Below are 21,015 nucleotides of genomic sequence, written 5' to 3'. Positions count from 1 at the left end.
AGAACTGTGTTGCTACTTTGCCTCGGAGGTCAAATTAATAAGACCTTTACAAAATTCTCCTACTGTTTCCACTATCTCCTTGTAGCCGCTCATCAAAGCGTGCCGCTCTGTCTATGTGTTCTGGAATATCGTTACTAACCCATACTATAGGTACTATAAATATATAATATATATTATAAATAAATATCATTAATTTAATAGAAGGGGTTAAATAACTATACTGAAGTGGTTTCTATGTCTGATTACCCCCAATAAATTTAATACAAAAGAGATTCGATCAGTTGACGGAGACAATGGTTGACGGAAAGCAGAGAAATGGTAAGCGTGGCACGCCTCGTTCAATTACTCGACGAAGCATGGTAAAAGGAGTCGCCACAACTGGTGCCCTTGCATCCATCCCAGCAACAACAGGAGCCACGTCAGACTCAGATGTTCCGCAGTCAATTGATGATGAACTAGATCTGGACTTTGATCCAAAGAAGAAAGATCAAGCGGCGAAATTTGTGATGACTTCTCTAGCATCGGATAGTAAAGTCAAAGGAGATCTACAGAATAAGCACAGCGTAGGGTTAGCACGACAAGAATATAAAAACAAGATAGATAAGCGAAGGAATATTTTGGAGGAGGAGTTAACAGAACGTCAATTTGAAGCAATAGCTGAGATCGTAGCTAACATAGAACTCACTGCTGTTCCTCAGGATCAACCTATTTCGGATTCAGTTGGACCGATTGATCACAATGGTAGAATGAATGTGGAGGGCGGGGACACAGATAAGCAGGTGGTTCAAGCCAGCGCCTCGGCTGAGGATGACTATTCCTACTTTGAGGATAGTACATCAGTCTCCCCAAAAACAGGTATAGAAGCTTGCCTCCCCGATGGAAGCTGTTTTAAAACGGAAAAAGAAATCGCGGAATGGACCCACGAAGTTAGTTGGGAAGGAAACGAGGACTGGCCACCAGATGTCCGTAGCATAGATGCGGACGTCTTTGGCGATGGTAAGAGATTCACTGTTGCAAATTGGACATACGAAGGCATATCCCAAGGACCTGACAATACGGTTTATGCAGATGGCCAGTACTTCCATTCAGAAGCGGAAGGCAAATTCGGTAGACATGTATTGCTATCTGGTGGGTTCACAAAAGTAAAAAATGATTACATTTTCACTGATGTCGTCGCATCTTCGAATGGGAGATTCAATCATGTAGAAACGAGGTTAAATGGAGATACTGTTTAATATAAAATAATATTGGTTAGTAGATCAAACCGGAACGTTTCGCATTACTCCCCCTATTTTGTATTTTTGTAGTATTTGGAAAGAATATTGTTCGGGACCGATACAGTCAGGAGTAGCTGTTCGATGTCGGCGTGATCTCTTCCGTACGCACGGACGCCCTCGGTCGCCAACTCATCAAGATCCATGATGAAGGTGATGTCCCGCGCAAAGTACATGAACGACCCGTTCGGCGGCCACCACGCGCTGAACTTCGAGATCTACGGCCGCTTTACCAGCCCGATCCGCCGACTCAGCGACCTGATCAATCACCGGATCGTCTACCAGAACGGCATCCCGGAGAACCTGATCGAACTCTGTCATTGGGCCAGCGACAAGCAGAAAGACGCCGAGCAGTGCGAGCGCGAGTACAAGGACTTCCTGCAGAAGGTCGGCCTCGACCCGGTGGCGGTCAACAACCGCGGGATCGAAATCGTGGACGACGAGGAAGCGGAGAAAATGCTATAGCGGGCGATGTTTCCGCATGCAGTGGCGCGCGCTGGCTCACGGTGACCGTATAGGGAACCGCGATCCAAAGCCGTGCGAGGGATGAGCGAGCGAACGGAGTGAGTGAGCGAATCGGCTGGGGAGGGTGTGGCGATTCCCTGTTGCCAGTGTGAGCAACGTACTCGAGTTATCAGTCACCGCTACACAATCGGACTAACAGCCACCCCTGTACGAACGAGACGCTACAATCCTTCTCGCTCGAGGAAGCCCAGTACCGCCTCGGTAAACCGCTCGTCCGGAACGGTCGTCAGGTGGTCTTTCCCGTCGATGACGACGGCCTCGCCGTTCGAAAAGCCGTCCGCGAGCGGTTCCGGATCGCACGTAATATCGTCATCCAAACCGGCCACGATCACCACGGGGTGGTCGACCCCCGAGATGTCGTCCCAGTCGGCGGGCGCGGTTCGGGTCCGGGCACAGGCCGCCAGCGCCTCGAGGTCATTGTCCGCCGTCTCGGCGAAGACGCGAAACCGCTTCCCGAGCGGGTCGGTGACGTCGTCGGGGTCGTCGGCCAGCAGGCCGTCGGCGATCCGGTCGCCGGCGTCGCTGGGCTCCCTCGTCGCCGCGCCGATCCCGGCCAGCACGGCCGCGTTGAACCGCTCCGGATGGCGGTACAGCGCCTCGGTGCCGATCCGGCCCCCCATCGAGTACCCCAGGAAATCGGCCTGCTCGATCCCGAGGTGATCGAGCAGTCGGGCCACGTCAGCGGCCATCACGTCCGTCTCGTAGGCCGCTGGGTCGTGGGGTTTCTCGCTCTCGCCGTGGCCCCGGCAGTCCATCGCGATGACGCGGCGCCCGTCCTCGAGTAGCGTCTCGTACCACTCCCGATCGCGCCAGTTCTCGCCGCGGCTCGAGGCGAAGCCGTGGACGAGGACGACCGGCGGAGCGTCCCCGTCGCCCTCGGGGTGGAGATCGTCGTACGCGATACGAATGCCGTCCGAATCGAACGTCTCGCCGGTTGGCATGAGATAACAATACAGTGTCGGCAACGTAACTGTTTGGCACCCGGCGAGCGATCGACTCAGTCGGCGTCGGTAAACCGCCGCTCGTAGACGTGTTCCTCGAGGCCGTCGCCCAGGTCCGAGGGGCGGGTCCGGACGCGATCGAACCCCCGCGATTCGTAGAAGGCGATCCCGACGTCGTTGGCGGCTAGTACCGCCAGTCGGAGCCGTTCGGCGGTCCCCTCGAGGGCGGTTTCGAGCGCCTCGAGCAGGGCGGTGCCGACGCCCTCGCTCCAGACGGCTGGGTGGACGTAGAGGCGGGCGAGAAACGCCACGGAGGTGTCCTCCGGCCACGGGACCGCGTGGGCGAACCCGTGGCAGTCAGCGCCCGTCCCGGTCCCGTCCTCGCCGCCGTCGGTCGATCCTTCGGCCACGAGAAAGGCGGCATCCTCACGGTCCGTCGCCGCCGCGATCGACGACTCGAGGTCGCCGAGCGCGTACCACTCGTCGACGACGGTATCGACCCGCTGGGGGCCGAGGATGTCGTCGTAGGCGGCGTGCCAACTCTCGCGTGCGATCCCGTGGACGACCCAGACGTCGTCGACCGTCGCCGGACGAACGGTTCGACTCACGGCCGGAGGTAGGACAGCGGTCGATAAAAAGCGAGGCCCGACCCCCAGCTGTTCGTTACGGTCGCCGCGCCGTGACTTCGGACCGAGCGAACAGTTACCAACCGACTACCGTGAGATGTCCCGATCCTGCTCTTTGACGACGGCCTCGACCTCGTCGGCGGTGACCAGCGCGACGTCACCGGGGATAGTCCGTTTGAGCGAGGCCGTCGCGGCGGCGTACTCGAGGGCGGTTGGGACGTTGTCGCCGTCGAGTCGACGGGCGATGAACGCACCCGTGAAGGCGTCGCCGGTACCGATGGGATCGACGGTGTCGGTCTCGTAGGCCGCGTGGTCGTGGACGACGCTGTCGTGCCAGCCGAGCGCACCCTCTTCGCCGCGGGTGACGACGACGGTCGTGAAATCGTATTGCGAGCCGAGTTTGTGTGCCAACTGTCGCGGGTCGCCCTCGAATCCGAGGACTGTTCGCGCGTCGCGGGCGGCGATCACGAGGACGTCGATGCCGGGGAACAGCTTGGTCAGCGTCTCTCGAGCCTCGTCGGGCGACCAGAGCTTGCGACGGTAGTTGAAGTCGAAGGCGGTGGTCGTCCCGCCCTTTCGGGCCGCTTTGAGCAACTTGAGCGTCGTGTCCCGCAGCGTCGAGGAGAGCGCCGGCGTGATCCCGGTCGTGAAAAAGACCCGCGCGTTCTGAATCTTGTCGATGTCGATATCGCGGATCTTCGCCGTCGAAACCGCCGTGTTCTCCCGATCGTAGATCACGTTCGTCCCGCGGGGTTTGCCGGCGTGCTCGAGGTAGTAGGTTCCCTGTCGGCCACGGTGGCTCCAGGTCACATCGGTCTCGATGCCGTGGCCCCGGAGTTCGCTGACGACCCGGCGACCCAGCGGCGTCTCGGGCACCTTCGACAGCCAGGTCGCCGACGCGCCGAGCCGGTCGGCCGCGATGGCGACGTTGCTCTCGGCCCCGGCGGCCCGGACCTCGAACTCGTCGGCGTTCTCGAGTCGCTCGTTCCCCGGCGGCGAGAGCCGGAGCATCGTCTCACCGAAGGTGACGATGTCGCTCACCGGTCGACCCCCCGAGTTGTACGGCCGCGACGGTCGGTGTGTCCCTCGGTCATACTCCAGCCAACGAACGGCGTTGATATAAGTTATGGCGGTCTGTCAACCCAGAATCACGCTCGATCGGGCCGATGCCAGGCGTGGGTCCGAATCGTACCGATCAGGGACGTGTCTCCCCCACCGCTCCGGCACATGCCACAGCGGGTTCCGCGGTCGGCGACGTTCGATCGGAGCCCGGGTGGCACTCGAGACCGCCGTTTCGGGCCGGCCAAAAGGCTATACAGTTGCCGTAGTAACATGTTTGTGGATGGTGTCCGCAGACGGGCTCAAAACATGGTTCGACTACCAGCTTCTCTTCCTGGGGCTCGCTATCGCATTCGTCCTCGTCGCCAGCGCGGGTAGCCGACTCCTGAGGTACTTGGGACGCTCCCGCTCGCGGACGCAGGCGTCGAGCCCACAGCCCCGGCGTTCGCGCTCGCAGTCACGGGAGGTGGTGTCCTCGTGATCGGCCTGCTGATCGTGCTGGCGGGACTGCTGAACCGAGAACCGCGGTAACCCCAGAAACTATTGCCCCTCGGTCAGCGGCGACGCGACCGTTACGACCGCTGTCTCGCCGTCGCCCTCGCGGTCGATTTCGGCCCCGAACGCCTCGAGCAGCTCACACCGGGTTTCGACGTGGTCGGTCACGGACGGAATCCGTAGCCGGCCGCCCGCGAGCGCGAGGAAGCCAAGCAGTTGGTCGGCCATGTGTCGATCGACGGGGGCCGCCCCCGCGAGGAACCGGTTCGCGTCGTCGGCTGCGTCTTCGCCGACCCGCTCGGCCGGTTTCCCGCGCTCACCGAGCGCCGAGAAGCCGGCGATCCCGGTCCCGTGATCGACGCGGATCACCAGCGCGGAGCCCGGGGACGGACTGTCCACGGCGATTTCGCGCCGCGTTGTGAGTTCGAGGTCGTCTCGATCGAGCCGCTCGAGCGCCCCCTCGACCTGTCGGTGAGCGACGTCGCGGTCGGCAAGCGATTCCGACTCGGTCGAGTAGAGCTGCAGGGCCTCGAGCGACCCCCGCTCGTCGAGGGTGATCGGCTCGAGAGCGGACGGCTCGAGCCGAAGCGTAACCTCGCCGCCGCCGTCGGGGTAGAACCCGCGACGGTCGACGTCGCAGGCGGCCTCGAGGCCGAACCGCCGGAGAAGCGGGAGTTTCACGCACCGCAGGTAATCAAGCGGCGGCGACCACGCCACGTCCGTCCCGCCGGTGACCGTGACCGACAGCGGCGACTCGAGGGCCGTCGCCAGCGGCAAGAGTGCATTGCAAAGCAGCGTCGCGCTGCCGGCGGTTCCGATATCGACGGCGTACTCGCCGCCCTCGAGTCCGCCATGGCCCTCGAGTCCGGGGTCGAACGCGACGGTCTCCGCGCCGAGTTCCGCGCCCGAAACGTCGGCGTCACAGACCTCGGCCAGCGTCTCGAGGACCGCCAGATGCTGGTGGCGAAGCCCGGGCGTCGGCCGGTCGCCGCGGACGTTCTCGAGGCGAACCGGCTCGTTCGTGCGGACCGACAGCGCGAGCGCGGTCCGGACGAACTGGCCGCCGGCGTTCGCGCCGTCGAGTTCGCGCGGAGTCGTCATGGAGTCGACTGCGGACTCGAGGTACCTACCGGTGGCGGCTTCGGGCCGGCTCGAGATCGACTCGTGTTTCGGACCGGCGTTCGTCAACCGGTTCCGTCGGTTCCGGTTTGTGAAGCTTTTCCATGCTCCGCGGGGGAGTCCCAGTGCATGGGACTCTGGCACGATCCGCTTCGGCGTCGGTGGCTCCTGTGGGCGATCCTGAGCGTCCTCTTCTTGCTGGTCAACGTCAGCCGGCTCTCGACGGCGGTTCTCTCGGAGGACCTGATGGCCGCGTTCGGGACGACCGGGGCACAGCTGGGGACGCTCCACGCCGTCTTCTTCTGGGTCTACGCGGCGATGCAGATCCCGTCGGGCCTGCTGGCCGACCGGATCGGGCCCCGACTGACGGCCACCGGCGGCGCGATCGTGAATGAACGTCGGCGTCGTCTGGTTTTCCGTCGCTGAGGGCTATCTCGCGGCGACGCTGGCCCGCGGGCTGATCGGCCTCGGGGGGAGCGTGATCTTCGTCTGCGTCCTCCGATTCTGTGCGAACTGGTACCGTACCGACGAGTTCGCGACGATGAGCGGCGCGACCTTCGCCGTCGCGGGCTTCGGCGGCGTCTTCGCGACGACGCCGCTCGCGCTCGCCGTCGGCCGTTTCGGCTGGCGGTCGACGGTCGCCGGGCTCGGCGTCCTCGGCCTCGCGATGACTGGCGTCGCCTTCGCTCTCGTCCGAAACTCCCCGAGCGCCGCAGGCTTCGAGCCGCTCGAGGGCGTCCCCGGACAGGAGGTGCTGACGAACGCCCAGCTCAAATCGCATCTCGCCGCCGTCCTCCGGGACCGCTGGCTCTGGGTCATCAGCGTCATGCTGTTCTGTTCGACCGGCGTGAACATCACCCTGTTCGGGCTGTGGGGCGTTCCCTACGTCGTCCAGACCTACGACGTGACGGTGACCAGAGCCTCCACGCTGACCCTGCTTGGCGGGCTCGGACTGATGGTCGGCCCGCCCGTCGTCGGCTGGCTGGCCGACCGCCTCGAGCGGCGGATCGAACTGATGGTCGTCGGCGGGGCGTGTTACACCGCCTGTCTCGCCCTGCTCGCGGTCGTCGGGAACCCGCCGCTCCCGGTCGTCGGCGCGGTGTTTCTGCTCGCGGGGATCATGCTCGGCGCGTTCGTGCTGGGGTATTCGGTCGTTCAGGAACGCCACCCAAGCAGCGCGAGCGGGATTTCGACGGGGGCGACGAATGCCGCGGCCTTCACCGGCGCGGCGATCTTCCCGACCCTGATGGGGCGAGCGCTCGACGCCTACTGGACCGGCGACCTCGTCGGCGGCGTCCGTGTCTACACCGAGACCGGCTACCGGATCGCGTTTGGGATCGCCACCGTCGCCGGCGTGATCGCGTTCGTCTGTACGGGCTGGCTCTACTACCACGAGAAGCGGCGTACGACGACTCTCACCGATGCTCCCGCCTCGAGCGGCGAGAACCCCGACCCCGACTCGGAGGAGCGGGCCGACGGGAAGGCGGACGGCGACGACGGCGGTCGAGGCGTCGCCGGCAAATAAAGCCGAGCGTACCGCTACCGGTCCGGTTCGGCGCTCTCGACCGTCGCGGATCGGACCACGAACTCGTCGTCGACGGTGACCAGCAAGGACTCGTTCCCGATGGGGATCGAAACCGTACACCGCCACGGATCCGTCGCCGTCACCGACGCGGCGTCTCCGGAGACGCACCACTCGAGTTCCCAGAACGGCGTCGCCGAAAGCGAGCGGCCGCGCTCGGCGGCGAACCGAACGACGCGTTCGTGTCCGAGGAGGGCCAGCCCCGGTTCCGGTCGAATGCGATTGCCACACCGGCGACAGCGGAAGGTCGCGATCGGACCGTCCGCGGCGTCCGCGTCGGTGCCGTCGGAACCGGTACTGGCGTCCCCGTCGACCACCGCCGAAACCGCGACCGCCATCGGCCCTGTACAGGCCGGACAGACCCCGTCACGGGCGAGTGCCACGTGGGACCGAACGCGTCGGTCGAACGCCTCGAGAACGTCCGGTAACGAGCGGGACTCGAGCCCGCCCGGCGGAAACGGGTACCTGACGAGTCGGTCGTCGCAGCCGGTACATTCGACGACGAGCCACTCCTCGCGGTACGACGCGACGAGCGACGCCGTCCCACAGTGGGGACAGCGGCCGTCGATCCCTTCGGGGCCGAATGCGGCCCGCCGGTTGTACGTTCCCGCGAGAATCGAGGTCGCCACGGCCCAGCCCGCGTACCGGAGTTCGTAGCCGTCGTCCGTCCGCCTGACGAAGTGCCCCGTCAGCTTCCCGAGGTGGTAGTTGAACTGCGCGCTCACCTCGGCGCCCACTTGCTCGCGCAGCGTCGAGAACGACGAGGGGTACTCGTCCCCCGTTCGACTCCGCTCGAGAAGTGCCCGCAGAATGTCGACCCGGAGGTCGTGTCCGAGCAGGGAGAAGGCGTCGGCGGGCGCGAGACCGTCCGGTGTCGGTCCCGTACGATTGCCGTCCATGCCTCGAGAGTCGTCCCGACGCCGCAATAATCCTGCCGCCGCGGTGTCTATAGAAATGTGACTATCCCAACTAAAACTCGCGTTCGGGAGCGTATTTCCGAGCCCGCCCGCACGTGAGAGACGACGATGTCTCGAGTTCGCAGCGGGCGATCGGTCGCGATCGCCTACTACCTGTACCGGATGGCAGACTCGGTCGGATTTATCTGGCCGGTGTTTACCCTCTTTCTGTTGTGGAACGGCCTCACCTACGCCCAGATCGGGACGTTGAGTGCTATCTCCGCGGTTCTGGTCGTCTCGCTGGAGGTCCCGACGGGATACGTCGCCGATCGCTACGGCCGCCGCCTCGTCCTCGGGGCGGGGATGCTCTCGATGGCCGCCTCGACGGCGGGATTCGTCGTCGCCGACGCCTTCCTCGAGTTCGCGGTACTGTACGCACTCTGGGCGCTCTCGATGGCGCTCCAGAGCGGGACCGCCGACGCGTGGCTCTACGACGCGCTCGGCGGCGACAGAGTGGAGAACGAACCGTCCGAATCGCGACGGTTCACACACGTACGAGGCCGGGGCGGGGCCGTCCACCAATGGACGTCGGCCGTCACGATGATCGGCGGGGGCTTCCTCTACGTCGTCCACCCGACCGTTCCCTTCGTCGCCTCGGCGTTGCTCAACGCGGCCGGCGTGTTGGTCGTCCTCGCCATGCCGCGAAATTTGCGGTTCGAGGGGACGGCCTCGAACTCCGGGAAGACGGACGAGCGGCTCGGCGTCTTCGAATCGCTCTCCGTACTCGCCGCGCGACTCGCGGTCCCCCCGATTCGGGCGTTCGTCGCCTACGCCGCACTGTTTTTCGGCATCGTACACGCGGCCGACACGTACGTCCAGCCGATCACGGTCGACGTTCTCCGCGCACAGGTCGGTGGGCCGCTCGAGAACGTCGCCGTCGCCGGGATCGCAATCCGATCGGCGGCGCTGCTCGGGTTCGTCTACGCGGGGTTCGCGGCAGTGGCCGCCGTGGGCAGCTACTACGCCGAAGCCGTCCGTCGGCGGTTCGGACTCCGGCACGCGCTCCGGTGGCTCCCGATCTGTGTCGCCGCGTCGTTTCTCCTGCCGCTTGCCGTCCCGTTGCTCTCGGTTCCGGTCTTCTTCGGTATGAAAGGTAGCGAGGCGCTCTCGAAGCCACTCGTCGCACAGTTCCTCAACGACCGGATACCCGACGCCGGCCGGGCGACCGTCCTGAGCGGGGTTTCGATGGGCAATGCGCTCGTCCGTGCGCCGTTGCTGCCCCTGGCCGGCGTCGTCGCGGACCGGGCGACCCCGACCGGGGCCGTCGCCGCGCTCGGTGGCGGTTTCCTCGCGGTCGCCGCCGTCGGGTACCTCATCGCGTCGCCGCTCGCCGACGCCGCACCGGGGGCACCATCGGACGGCTAACCCTCTCCGTCAGCCGCCGTGGCCCGGATAGTCCCGCTCGAACCGATCCTCGATCTCGGCCTCGTCGAACCGGACGATCACGGGCCGGCCGTGCGGGCAGGCGTAGGGGTTCTCGCAGTCGTCCAACGCCTCGAGCAGGTCGACGACCGAGCCTTCGGTCAGCGACGTGTTGCCGGTAATCGACGGATAGCACGCGAGATCGCCGAGGAACTCGTCGGCCAACGCGTCGACCGTCTCGGCCCCCGCCTCGCTGTCGCCCGCGACGAACGAGGCCAACACGTCCCGCAGGCGATCGGGCTCGAGAGTCTCCTCGAGGACGGCGGGGACGGTCGTCACGGCGACGGTCCGGTCGTCGGTCCGGTCGGCGTAAAAGCCCAGCCGTGAGAGCGCGTCGCTGTACTGCGCGAAGGCCTCGGCCTCGGCGGCGGTCAACTCGAGTTCGACGGGGTCGGCCAGCGCCTGTGCGGTGGGATCGTCGGCGAAGGCCGCCTGCAGGCGCTCGTAGTTGACCCGCTCGTCGGCGGCGTGTTGGTCGATCAGGACGAGCCCGTCGTCGGTCTCACAGACCAGATAGGTGTCGTGGAGCTGTCCCAGCACCCGCAGGGGGGGCAGCGAGTCGAACGCGGTTTCCTCGCCCGTCGCGGCCTCGCCGGTCAGGGTCCGCTGCTCGGTCGCGGCGTCGAATTTGCGGTCGGCGTCGCGGTCGCGACCCCGTTCCCGACCCGCACTCGCGTCGCGGTTCCGGCGCGAATCGGGGGCGCTCGAGTCGGCCGTGGAACCACTGGCGTCGGGTTCCGTGTGGGTGACGGAATCGGCGGCGGTCGACCCGCTCGAGTCCGAGCTGGCGCTCGCGGCCCGATCGCCGGCCGCGCGGCTCGAATCAGCGACGGGGTCGCTGGCGTCCGTTTCCGTTCTCGCGTCCGCGGCCCGGTCGGTCGACGACCGCTCGCCCGGGCCGTCGTCCTCATCGCGTTCGGTCGGACTCGAGTCGCTCGCCGACGACCCCGTTTCGACACCGTCCTCGAGCGTCGCGGGTTCGCCACCGGCAGCGGCCGGATCGGTCCCGGCTCCGGTTCCGCGCGCGTCGGGCCGGACCCGCGCCTCGCCGGGGGCCGACCGACCGCGCGGGGCACGCGAGCGAAGCAGGCCGTGTTCGAGCAACGCCGATTCGACGGCGGCATCGACCTGCCGGCGGACCGCGTCGTCGTCGTCGAAACGGACCTCCCGCTTGCGCGGGTGGACGTTGACGTCGACCGCTTCGCCCGGAACCTCGAGAAAGAGGGTGACGAACGGGTAGCGGTCCCCACCCAGTTGCGTCCCGTAGGCCCCCATGATCCCCTCGCGGACGGCGTCGGCCGTGACGGCGCGACCGTTGACGTAGGTCGCGAGGTAGTCCCGGCTCGAGCGGTTGGTCTCCGGATGGGAAACGAGCCCCGAGACGGACTCGAGGGGGCCCGGCGGGAGGTCGTCGCCGTCGGCTTCGACGGGGATCATCGAGGAGGCGACCTCGCGGCCGTAGACTGCGAGGACGGCGGCCTGCAGGTCGCCCTGTCCCGTCGTCGAGAACACCTCGCGGCCGTCGTGGGTCAGCGAGACGGCCACGTCCGGATTTGCGAGCGCGTAGCGCGTGACGACGCGGTTGACGTGGGAGAACTCCGTCGCGGTCGTCTTGAGGAACTTCCGCCGAGCGGGGGTGTTGTAGAACAGGTCTTCGATTTCGACCGTCGTCCCCTCGGGACAGCCCGTCGGCTCGACGCTGGTCACGTCGCCGCCCTCGTAGACGAGTTCCGTCCCCGCACCCTCGCTCCCGCGGGGCCACGAGCGGATGGTCATTCGCGAGACCGAGCCGATCGTGTGGAGGGCCTCGCCGCGGAATCCGAGGGTGGCGACGCCGGATTCGAGGTCCTCGAGGCCGTCGATCTTGCTGGTCGTGTGTTCGCGGACGGCCGCCCGGAGGTCGGCCTCGCTCATCCCGCGGCCGTCGTCGGCGACCCGGATCAGATCGGTGCCGCCCGCCTCGACGGTGACGTCGACGCTGTCGGCGTCGGCGTCTAAGCTGTTCTCGACGAGTTCCTTCACCGCGCTGGCTGGTCGCTCGACGACCTCGCCGGCGGCGATCCGGGCGACGGTGTCCTCGTCTAACTGGCGGATCTCGGTGTCGTCCTGGGGTGGGTCGGTAGTCATTGCTGGATTCGAGTACGGCGGCGTCGGTACCGTCGGCGTTCGTCCCCGTCGTGCGCACTCGATGGGGAACCGGGTGCGCTCCCATCGGTCCTCGTCCGCGGTCCGTTCATGGTTTTGGCTCGCGTTCGAACGGCGTTAAATTGTGGTTTGGGAATCGACCGTCCCCCGCCGCGCCCGCTCGATCGCGTCGCGAACGGCCTCGGCGTCCTCGATCGCCGACCGATCACAGCGAACGGCCGGTCGCCACCGGCGCTCGAAGACGAGTCGATCCGCGGTCGTTCGCACGCCGACGATCCGGTCCCACGGGACGAACCACCTGTACGACGGGATCAGTCGGGGCTCGACGACGATGCCGTCGGGATAGGCGCGGACGTCGGCGCGGGCACCTTCGAGCCCGGTGACCGAGAACAGCGTCAGGTCGTCGCCGCCAGGAGTCGGGACCGAGAGCGTCGGTGCCCACCCGAGGACGACCAGTACGATCGAGGGGAGGAGGAACCGATATGAGAGCGTGCCGACGGCGAGCGAGGCCGCCGTTCCGACCCCGAACAGGGCGAGTCCGATGGCGGTCAGGAACGCGTGGGTCCCGGATTGATACCACGTCCAGTCGACGAGCATGTCGTCGCGGTCGTCGATCGCCGCGCCGACGTAAGCGTCGCGCGTCGTCCGCGACAGCAGCCAGCCCGACAGGACGACCGCGACCGACGCGCCGCCGAGCAGTAGCAGTCGCCAGCCCCGTGAGACCGCGCCAGTCGCCGAGAGGACGACGGCACCGCCCGCGACGAGCGACGCGGGCGCCCAACAAGCGACGGTCCGCCACCGCCAGGCACCGAGTCGGACCACGGCGTCGGCGGTGACGCGCGCAACGACGACCCCACAGAGCAAGCCGGTGGTGAACGCGGTCGGAACCAGCGCTACGAGAGCGTCGCTCGAGGCCCCCGTGGCGACCCCACCGAGCGCGACGAGGCCGACTGCGACCGCCGCGACGTACAGGCCGACGGCTGCAACCACGTCGATGCCGGGGTTCGAAGGAGTCGCCATCGGCCACATTTGGTAGCCGCCCGACATATTCGTTACCCGTCCGTCGTCAGCGTGACCCGGCTGATCCGACGGCGACGAACGGAACGAAGACGGGGTCAGCGTCGGACGCCGTCAGTCCTCGAGGCCGAGGTCCTGCGACATCGAGTTACCGGCTCGCGGGACGCCTTTGACCGTCACGGTCTCGCCGTTCATGAAGGCGGCGGCGGGGCTGGCGAGGAACTGTGCGACGTCGGCGATGTCCTCGCCGTAGCCGATGCGGCGGTCGGTCTCCTCGCGGGGCGGCATGTCCTCGCTGTCGATGCCGAGCGTCTCGGCGACGCCGGGCGTCTGGATGAGCCCGGGCGCGATGCAGTTGACGCGGATGCCGTCCTCGGCCCACTCGACTGCGAGTGTCTCAGTGAGGCGAATGATCGCCGCCTTGGACGCGCCGTAGTGGCTCTCGCCGGGCGCGGCGTGCTGGCCGTTGACGCTGGACATGTTGATGATGACCCCGCCGTCGCCCTCGCGCATGACCTCGCCGGCGAGTTGCGTGCAGTGGACGGTGCTATTGAGGTTGAGGTCGACGATGGTCTCCCAGCCGTTCGCGGAGATGTCCTCGAAGGGCGCGACGAACTCGCCGCCGGCGTTGTTGATCAGGATGTCGACGTCGCCGAACTCCGCGACCGTCTCGTCGACGAGATTTTGAACCTGCTCGCGCTCGCGGACGTTGCACTCGACCGCGAGCGCCTGGGCCGCGTCGTCGGCGTCGTTGATCTCGTCGGCCACCGGACCGACACGGTCCATCGACCGCGAACAAATGGCGACGTCCGCGCCGCCTGCGGCCAGCGTCTTCGCGATCGATTCGCCGATCCCCTGACTCGCGCCGGTGACGATGGCGGTCTTCCCCGCCACGTCGAAGTCTGCTTCGTGCATCGTGCTACCGAGTGCCCCAGTGTCTCAAAGTTCTACCGATCGCCGACGGCCTCGCCGTCGTTCGGTCGTGCGGTACCGACGGTTATCGACCACCGTGACTGTCGCGACTGGCGGGATCTCGGCGAACTGCGTTGCCCCTCGATCGGACGGAACGCGACGCCGGCACTACCACGGAACGGAGTTACGCTAACCGTTCTGTCGACTCACTAGTGAAATTTATATCGTCGGTCCGAAACGCGTCGGTATGAGTTCGTCTCCGCATCGTCGATTCGTCCGGACCTTGGCCGTCTTCGGCGCTATCGCGATCCTCCTCCCGGCGGTCGTGTCACCGCCGGATCCGTACGCCCAGTTCGTGTACGCCGCCCCGCTCCTGCTGCTCGCGCTGCTCCTGGCGGTCCTGCGATCGTACACGGACGCGTTCAAGGCGTTCGAACGGGACGGCCACCAGTAGTTTCCGGTTCGCGTTCCTCCGCCGGAGCCGGAGAACACTCCAATTCAGGGCAGGCAAGCAGTACAGACAAAATATATGGTGAAATAGTTAAAACAATCAGTCAATGAATAATAGATCGATCATCTTCCGCCTCAATCTGATTATCGTACTTTTGCTTAGCAACCTTGTACTGCTGCTTTACCTTATTCTCCCGCTGGAAGTGTTACTTATCGGGGTCGGTTTTATTTTGTTCCTCGGTCCGATGGTGGCGCTGCTAACGCTTCGACTTCGTCGATAAGTTCGCATGTCGACCTACCGATTCAGCCGCTTCGTTTTCGGAACCCATCCGAGCACCGATCGCTACCTCTCGCTCTCCGACATCGAACGCGGCGTCTGCGGCCGGGTCACTCCTCGAGTCGCTCCTGTAACTCCTGGACTTGCGAGACGAGTTCGATCGGCGGCGTCGTGTTGACGTCGATCGACTCGAGGTCCTCGAGGACGGCCTCGGTTTCGGGGTCGATCGCGGCCGCCGACTCGCCCGCCGGGCCGCCGTCGGTCGACGCCGCTTGCGACCGGTCTTGGGACTCGGTCTGCATCGTCCCGCTGCCCAGATCGAAGACCGCCTGCACCGGCTCGTTCGAGGCCCCGCCTTTCGCCTCGATTGCTTTCTCCTCGCGCAGCCGCTCGAGGACTTCCCTCGAGCGGTCGACGACGGGATCCGGGACGCCGGCGAGATCGGCGACGTGGACGCCGTAGGACCGATCCGTGGGGCCGTCGCGGACCGTCCGGAGGAAGGTGACCTCGCCGTCGCGCTCGTCGGCCGCGACGTGGACGTTGGCGACGCGGGGGAGGTTCTCCGCGAGGCCGGTCAGTTCGTGGTAGTGGGTGGCAAAGAGGGTCTTCGCTTTCACTTCGTTGTGCAGGTACTCCGTGGCGGCCCACGCGATCGAGATACCGTCGTAGGTCGCGGTGCCCCGCCCCACCTCGTCCAGGATGACCAGCGACTCCTCGGTCGCGGTGTGGAGGATGTTCGAGAGTTCGCTCATCTCGACCATGAACGTCGACCGGCCCTGTGCGAGTTCGTCGAGCGCGCCGACGCGAGTGAAGATACCGTCGACGACGCCGATCTCGGCCGCTTCGGCCGGGACGAAGCTCCCGATCTGGGCGAGCAAGACGATACACGCGACTTGGCGCATGTACGTCGACTTGCCGGACATGTTGGGGCCGGTGACGACCAGAAAGCCGCGGTCCTCGTCCATGCGGACGTCGTTGGGCACGAACTCCGTCGTCTGCTCGACGACCGGGTGGCGGCCCTGCTCGATCGTCAGGTCATCGCCCCGATGCAGCTCCGGCCGCACCCAGCGGTTCTCGGCGGCGTGGGTCGCCAGACTCGCCAGCGCGTCGATCGTCGCTAAGGCCCGGCCGACGTCCTGTAGCAGTGCCGCCCGCTCGGCCACCTCGTCGCGGAGTTCCTCGAAGAGTTCGTACTCCAGTTCGCCGCGCCGGTCCTCGAGCCGGAGGACGTCGCGTTCTTTCTCCTCGAGTTCCTCGGTCGTGAACCGCTTGGAGTTTTTCAGCGTCTTGATCTGCTCGTAGTGGTCGGGCACGCCGTCCGCGGCCGATTTGCCGACCTGGATGTAGTAGCCGTCGGTCTTGTTCCGGTCGACGGTGACGTGCGAGAGTCCGTGCTGGCGCTTCTCGCGCTCGGCGAGGGTGTCGAGCCACTCCCTGACTTCCTCGTGGCGCTCGATCACCTCGTCGAGTTCGTCGTCGTACCCTTTCCGGAGGAGTTCCCCCTGCGTCACCGTCGACGGCGGGTCCTCGGCGACGGCTTCCTCGAGGGTCTCGCGCAACTCCCGCGCGGCCGCTCGATCCGGCCGGTCGACGATCGCCGAGAGGGGGGAGTCGGCCAGTGCCGGCGTCGACTCGATCGTCTCGGCCACGGCCGGGAGGACGGCCAGCGTCTCGCGGACAGCCACCAGATCCCGCGCGTCGGCGCTGCCGTGGCTGGCCTTCGAGGCGAGGCGGGCGAGATCGTAGGCTTCGCCGAGGCGGTCCTGGATCTCGTCGCGGGCCAGCGCCGCCGTCGAGAGCGCGTCGACGCTCGCCTGTCGCTCCTCGAGGGTCTCGAGCGACCGTCTGGGCCGCTGGAGCCATTCTTTGAGCAGGCGGCCGCCGGCGCTGGTCTCGGTGTGGTCGATCGTCGCGAACAGCGAGCCGTCGCCGTCGCCTTGCATCGTCTCGGTCAACTCGAGGTTACGCTGGGTGGTCGCGTCCAGGGTGACGTGGTCGTCGCCGTGGTGGGCCTGGATGCGGGTCATCGAGGCCAGCACGCCCGCGCCGGTCTCCTCGACGTAGGAAAGCACCGCACCGGCGGCCGCGAGCGTCTGCTCGCCGACCGACAGTCGGTCGACGGTCTCGGTTCCGAACTGCTCACGGACAGTGTGGGCACCGCGTTTCGGCGCGAACGCGTCGGTCTCGTGGAGCGTCAGCGTCGCGTCGACGCGCTCGCGCAGTTTCCCGAGCAGGTCGTCGTCGGTCCGCACTTCGGGGCCGGGCAGGACCTCGACCGGATCGAATCGATAGAGTTCCGTCAGCGCCTCGTCGGGGTCGGCGGCGTCGGCGACGAGAAAGCGGCCGGTCGTCACGTCGGCGAACGCGAGGCCGTAGCCGTCACTGCTCGCCCCGCCGACCTCGCTCCCGTCGACGACCGCCGCCATGTACTGGGCATCGGCGTCGCTCGTCTCGAGCAGGGTCCCGGGGGTCACGACGCGGACGACCTCGCGGGCGTGGCCGGAGTCGGTCTCGTACTGGTCGGCGACGGCGACGCGGTAGCCGCGTTCGACGAGGGCCTTGAGGTAGGGCGTCAGGTCGTCGATCGGCACGCCGGCCATCGGATAGGAGGAACCGTGCGAGGACTTCTGTGAGACTTTGAGGTCGAGTTCCTCGCTGACGAGTTCGGCGTCCTCCCCGAAGAACTCGTAGAAATCGCCACACTGCATCGTCAGGAGGTCGGCGTCGGTGTCTTCCTTGAGCGAGAAGAACTCGCCGACGATCCCCGTCGCCTCGGTCATATCCGGTGACTGTCCCTCCACCGCAAAAACCCTGCGGGATCCGCGGTGAACGTGGCCGGGCAGCGACGGGACTGCCCTACTCGGACTCCTCGTTCGTCGGCTCGAGCGGGATGCGCTCGATCTCGAGGTCGTCGTAGTCACGTTCGCTACCAAGAACTGGCGTCTCCCACGTGTCGACCATCCCCGCGTGAAGCGAGTCGAAGTTCGTCATCCCGTGTTCGTCCTGATACTTGACCGCCTTGAGAACGGCCTGTGAGTGTTCCTCGGGTCGAACCGGGACGAGTTCGACGAGGTTGGAAATCGCTCGAACGCGATCGACGTCGTAGTCGTCGAGGAGGAGAAAGAGTTCTGCGTAGGCGAGGATCGACGTTTCTACCTCGTGTTCGTCGAGGGCAGCTTTCGCCTCGGCCTGCAACCAGTCAGAGTCCTTGAGAAGCGCTAGCAGGAAATCAGTCTCGACGTACATCGTTCGCTACCTCCTCGCGGGCCAACTCCCGGGCTTCGTCGCGCAGTTCGTCGATCGATTTGTCATCGAACGCGTCGCCGACGGCTTCTCGAAGTCCCTCGAGCGGGTCGTCGTCGATCGGGATCAGTTCGATGTGGTCGCTGTATTCGACGACGTGAAAACGCTCTCCGTGCCGCTCACGGAGGTCCTTCGAGAGATAGAGCCGTCCGCGGTCGTCAGTTTCCGTCCCCATCTTTCACACGTATACGGTTACAGTGGGTACTACTTAGACTATTCCCAATATCAGTACAGCGTTCCGCCCAGCGGCACGTCCTCGTCGGGCGAGACCAGCACGGGATACCCCTCCTCACTGGGAACGCCGACAGTCAGCGCCTCCGATTTGAATCCCGCGATCCGTACGGAGCCAAGGTTCGTCGCGCACAGCACCTGCCGGCCCTCGAGGTCGGCGGCGTCGTGATGGTGGTCCAACTGCGCCGCGGACTGGATCTCCTCGTCGCCGAGGTCGATCCACAGCTTGGTCATCTCGGGCTTCTCGGCTTCGGGGAACGGTTCGGCCTCGAGTACCTCGCCAACCTCGATCGTCACGTCGAACGGGCTCTCGACCATGCCCCACGATACCGTCGCCACCGAAAACTAGGTATCGATCCGCCGCCGTCAGCCGCCGCGGGTGCGGTACCAGACGCGGGCACCGATCGGCGACTCGTCGGCCGCGAGATCGAGTCGCCGGAGGACGAGATCCCGGATCGCGACCGTCACGACGAGTTCGACCGACTCGCCGCCCTCGGTCGTAACCTCGAAGACGGCGTGACCGTCCCGTTGGTCGATGGCGGCGATCGTCCCGACGGACCATCGCTCGAGGTCGTGTGTCGGTTTCCGCGCGTGGATCCTGTCGTGGGCCATACGAAATCGAACGGGTGCCACGGGGGAGAGTCTGGCGGGGGCGACGGTTCCGGACGCCGTCAGTCCGGCGGGCTGAAAGCGGGTCAGTAGTCCCCGAGGACGCCGAGCCGTCGCGCCCGGCGGGTCGCGTACTGGAAGATCGCGTAGCCGAGCGTGACGTAGCCGACGGCGACCCCGAGCAAGATTGCGAGATCGACCGCGGGGAACTCCCAGAGACGGACGTCGTGGATCATCGTCCGCTGGAGGAGCGCGCTGCCTTGGGCGAGCGGGAAGAATCGCAGCCAGCCGAGGTCGAACGCGGGCGCGGAGATCAGCACGATAAAGCCGAACTGGAGCAGGTTGAGCCAGTTGCCGACCCGCTTGTAGAGGACGGTCACGCCGCCGGCGGCCAGTCCGAGCCCCAGCACCGAGACGATGCTGAGCGTCGCGACGACGACGATCGTCCCCACGTTCAGTTCGAGGCTCCGCCCGGTGATGAGCAGCATCACCGCGAGCAGCACCGACGAGGTGACGAACGACCGGACGATCTTGGCGAGGCCCTTCAACAGGGCCACGGGCGCGAAGCCAAACGGCGACATCACGTGGCGCTCGAGGGTCCCCCACTGGACCTCGCTCCCGATGTCGTTCGAGATCGAGGAGTACGCCCCGACCGAGAGCGACCACAGGAAGTAGCCGACGATGATCCCCTCGATCGAGTCGGTCAAGGCCTGTCCGGCGATCGCCCGGCCGCCGTAGAACAGCAGCCCGAAGAAAAACACCGAGATGACGAGCCCGCCGACGGCGTTTGCGGGGTAGCGAACGAAGATCAGGTACTCGCGGTAGAGGACGGCCCGCGCGAGGTGGCGGTAACCGGCCGGCCGCGGCCGGTCGGTCCCGTCCTGCCGACCCGCGCCCGCGCTCATCGCCCACCTCGATCGCCGCTCGTCAGTTCGACGAAGACGTCCTCGAGGTCCGGTTCGACCGTCCGGACGCGCTCGAGGGTCACGTCGGCGTCGCGGAGCCGCTCCAGCAGTTCGTAGAGGCCATCGCTGTCGGTCACGACCTCGATCCGGTGGCCGGCGTCGCGTCGCTCGGCCTCGAGCGACTCAAAGCGCCGTCGCAGTCGCGAGACGAGCGCGGCGTCGATGTCGGCGCTCGTGATCCGAACGCAGTGGCGGTCCGTGTCGGACAGCAAGGCGTCGACGGTGTCGTCCGCGATGATTTCCCCGTCGGACATGATGAGAACGCGGTCACAGACCGTCTCGACGACGTCCATGTCGTGGCTGCTAAGGACGACGGTGAGGTCTTCCTCCGCGGCGAGGCGTCGCAGTTCCCGCTGGAGCGTCCGGGAACTCTCGATATCCAACCCGAGCGTTGGTTCGTCGAGGAAGACGACCTCGGCACCACCGGCGAGGACGCTCGCCAACGAGACCTTCTGTTTCATCCCCCGGGAGAGATCGCGGACCGGAACGTCCGCCTTCGCCTCGAGGTCGAGCTGGGCCAGCAGCCGGTCGTGGCGGTCGCGGACCGAGTTCGGGTCGACGCCGCTGATCGTAGCGAAATAGCGGAGGTTCTCCCGGACGGTCAGCCGCCAGTAGTCGTTTCGTGCTCCCTCGAGCATGGCGTCGACGGCGCTGTAGGCCGCCCGTGGTCGCTCCCGGAGGTCGATGCCGCGGATCCGGACGCTGCCCGCGTCCGGCACGACCATCCCGAGGATCGACTTGATGAGCGTCGTCTTGCCGGCACCGTTTGGCCCTAACAGGCCCACGATCGAGCCGGTCTCGATGTCGACGCTCACGTCGTCGACGGCGGTCACCGCCGTCTCGCCGGCGCCGAACCGCTTGGACAGCCCGGTGACGGAGACGGCGATATCGCGGTCAACCGTCGCCGACCGCTCGCCGCTGTCCGGGCGCGTCTCGGCCGGTGGCCGCTCCCGCTCGAACCCTCGGTCGGTCCCCACCGCGTCGTCGCCGGGCGACGCACCGGCTCCCTCACTGAACGCGGCCACGGCGTCCGTTCCGTTCGTCGTCACGCTGTTTTCTCGCGCCGTCACGGTACTGGTTTAAGTGGCCGAGCTACAAAAACGCGCG

General features: G+C 66.0%; 18 protein-coding genes and 2 pseudogenes. 5 read left to right on the top strand and 15 right to left on the bottom strand.

From position 1 onward, the window contains the following. Positions 1–293: 293 nt before the first annotated feature. The gene (locus NATPE_RS22105) at positions 294–1,235 is read left to right on the top strand and encodes a hypothetical protein (protein ID WP_015298740.1); all 942 of its coding nucleotides are present in this window, start codon (positions 294–296) and stop codon (positions 1,233–1,235) included. A gap of 180 nt (positions 1,236–1,415) precedes the next feature. Beyond that, a pseudogene (locus tag NATPE_RS03475) lies at positions 1,416–1,739 on the top strand (RNB domain-containing ribonuclease); the annotation flags it as partial. 221 nt (positions 1,740–1,960) lie between these two features. Here the strand turns inward: NATPE_RS03475 and NATPE_RS03470 are convergent. The 4 genes from NATPE_RS03470 to rtcA all read right to left on the bottom strand — a co-directional run bounded on the left by NATPE_RS03470 (position 1,961) and on the right by rtcA (position 6,021). Next, positions 1,961–2,740, bottom strand: a complete 780-nt coding sequence (locus NATPE_RS03470; RefSeq protein ID WP_006181487.1) for an alpha/beta fold hydrolase — start codon at positions 2,738–2,740, stop codon at positions 1,961–1,963. Between the two features lie 56 nt (positions 2,741–2,796). Further along, positions 2,797–3,348 (bottom strand): GNAT family N-acetyltransferase, encoded by a 552-nt coding sequence (locus NATPE_RS03465; RefSeq protein ID WP_006181488.1) that lies wholly within the window; start codon positions 3,346–3,348, stop codon positions 2,797–2,799. 105 nt (positions 3,349–3,453) lie between these two features. Further along, complete coding sequence (gene kdgK1, locus NATPE_RS03460) at positions 3,454–4,407, bottom strand: bifunctional 2-dehydro-3-deoxygluconokinase/2-dehydro-3-deoxygalactonokinase (RefSeq protein ID WP_006181489.1); 954 nt, start codon at positions 4,405–4,407, stop codon at positions 3,454–3,456. Positions 4,408–4,965: 558 nt separating this feature from the next. Continuing rightward, on the bottom strand, positions 4,966–6,021 hold the full coding sequence (gene rtcA / locus NATPE_RS03450) for an RNA 3'-terminal phosphate cyclase (RefSeq protein WP_015298739.1): 1,056 nt from the start codon (positions 6,019–6,021) through the stop codon (positions 4,966–4,968). Between the two features lie 147 nt (positions 6,022–6,168). Here rtcA and NATPE_RS03445 point away from each other — a divergent pair. Next, positions 6,169–7,564, top strand: a pseudogene (locus NATPE_RS03445) (MFS transporter). Positions 7,565–7,578: 14 nt separating this feature from the next. Here the strand turns inward: NATPE_RS03445 and NATPE_RS03440 are convergent. Further along, positions 7,579–8,520 carry a DUF7351 domain-containing protein gene (locus NATPE_RS03440; protein ID WP_006181492.1) on the bottom strand — a complete coding sequence of 314 codons (942 nt, stop codon included), beginning with the start codon at positions 8,518–8,520 and terminating at the stop codon, positions 7,579–7,581. Between the two features lie 126 nt (positions 8,521–8,646). On the opposite strand from NATPE_RS03440, the gene NATPE_RS03435 reads away from it, so the two are divergent. Further along, a complete protein-coding gene (locus tag NATPE_RS03435; RefSeq protein WP_006181493.1) occupies positions 8,647–9,942 on the top strand; it encodes an MFS transporter in 1,296 nt (431 codons plus the stop codon). A gap of 9 nt (positions 9,943–9,951) precedes the next feature. On the opposite strand, the gene mutL is transcribed toward NATPE_RS03435, so the two are convergent. The 3 genes from mutL to NATPE_RS03420 form a co-directional block, all read right to left on the bottom strand. Then, positions 9,952–12,126 carry a DNA mismatch repair endonuclease MutL gene (gene mutL, locus NATPE_RS03430; protein WP_006181494.1) on the bottom strand — a complete coding sequence of 725 codons (2,175 nt, stop codon included), beginning with the start codon at positions 12,124–12,126 and terminating at the stop codon, positions 9,952–9,954. A gap of 135 nt (positions 12,127–12,261) precedes the next feature. Then, on the bottom strand, positions 12,262–13,164 hold the full coding sequence (locus tag NATPE_RS03425) for a hypothetical protein (RefSeq protein ID WP_015298738.1): 903 nt from the start codon (positions 13,162–13,164) through the stop codon (positions 12,262–12,264). A gap of 111 nt (positions 13,165–13,275) precedes the next feature. Next, the gene (locus tag NATPE_RS03420) at positions 13,276–14,076 is read right to left on the bottom strand and encodes an SDR family NAD(P)-dependent oxidoreductase (protein WP_006181496.1); all 801 of its coding nucleotides are present in this window, start codon (positions 14,074–14,076) and stop codon (positions 13,276–13,278) included. A 244-nt stretch (positions 14,077–14,320) separates the two neighbouring features. Here NATPE_RS03420 and NATPE_RS03415 point away from each other — a divergent pair, with 244 nt between their 5' ends. Further along, positions 14,321–14,527, top strand: coding sequence for a DUF7534 family protein (locus tag NATPE_RS03415; RefSeq protein WP_006181497.1), 207 nt, complete (start codon positions 14,321–14,323; stop codon positions 14,525–14,527). Positions 14,528–14,910: 383 nt separating this feature from the next. Here the strand turns inward: NATPE_RS03415 and mutS are convergent, their stop codons facing one another. From mutS to NATPE_RS03380, 7 genes are all read right to left on the bottom strand, one after another. Continuing rightward, complete coding sequence (gene mutS / locus NATPE_RS03410) at positions 14,911–17,580, bottom strand: DNA mismatch repair protein MutS (RefSeq protein WP_006181498.1); 2,670 nt, start codon at positions 17,578–17,580, stop codon at positions 14,911–14,913. Between the two features lie 76 nt (positions 17,581–17,656). Then, a complete protein-coding gene (locus tag NATPE_RS03405) occupies positions 17,657–18,046 on the bottom strand; it encodes a hypothetical protein (RefSeq protein ID WP_006181499.1) in 390 nt (129 codons plus the stop codon). After that, complete coding sequence (locus NATPE_RS03400; protein WP_006181500.1) at positions 18,030–18,278, bottom strand: hypothetical protein; 249 nt, start codon at positions 18,276–18,278, stop codon at positions 18,030–18,032. The genes NATPE_RS03405 and NATPE_RS03400 overlap by 17 nt, the downstream gene beginning before the upstream one ends. 50 nt (positions 18,279–18,328) lie before the next feature. Next, positions 18,329–18,652 carry a hypothetical protein gene (locus NATPE_RS03395; RefSeq protein WP_006181501.1) on the bottom strand — a complete coding sequence of 108 codons (324 nt, stop codon included), beginning with the start codon at positions 18,650–18,652 and terminating at the stop codon, positions 18,329–18,331. A gap of 48 nt (positions 18,653–18,700) precedes the next feature. Further along, on the bottom strand, positions 18,701–18,946 hold the full coding sequence (locus tag NATPE_RS03390; protein ID WP_006181502.1) for a DUF7861 family protein: 246 nt from the start codon (positions 18,944–18,946) through the stop codon (positions 18,701–18,703). Positions 18,947–19,029: 83 nt separating this feature from the next. Then, positions 19,030–19,848 carry a hypothetical protein gene (locus NATPE_RS03385; protein WP_006181503.1) on the bottom strand — a complete coding sequence of 273 codons (819 nt, stop codon included), beginning with the start codon at positions 19,846–19,848 and terminating at the stop codon, positions 19,030–19,032. After that, positions 19,845–20,978, bottom strand: coding sequence for an ABC transporter ATP-binding protein (locus tag NATPE_RS03380; RefSeq protein ID WP_006181504.1), 1,134 nt, complete (start codon positions 20,976–20,978; stop codon positions 19,845–19,847). The genes NATPE_RS03385 and NATPE_RS03380 overlap by 4 nt, the downstream gene beginning before the upstream one ends. Positions 20,979–21,015: the final 37 nt, after the last annotated feature.

It is taken from the genome of Natrinema pellirubrum DSM 15624, assembly GCF_000230735.2.
Lineage (GTDB): Archaea > Halobacteriota > Halobacteria > Halobacteriales > Natrialbaceae > Natrinema > Natrinema pellirubrum.
Note: the sequence above shows the minus strand (reverse complement) of the source record. Positions and strands in the feature narration are given on the sequence as shown.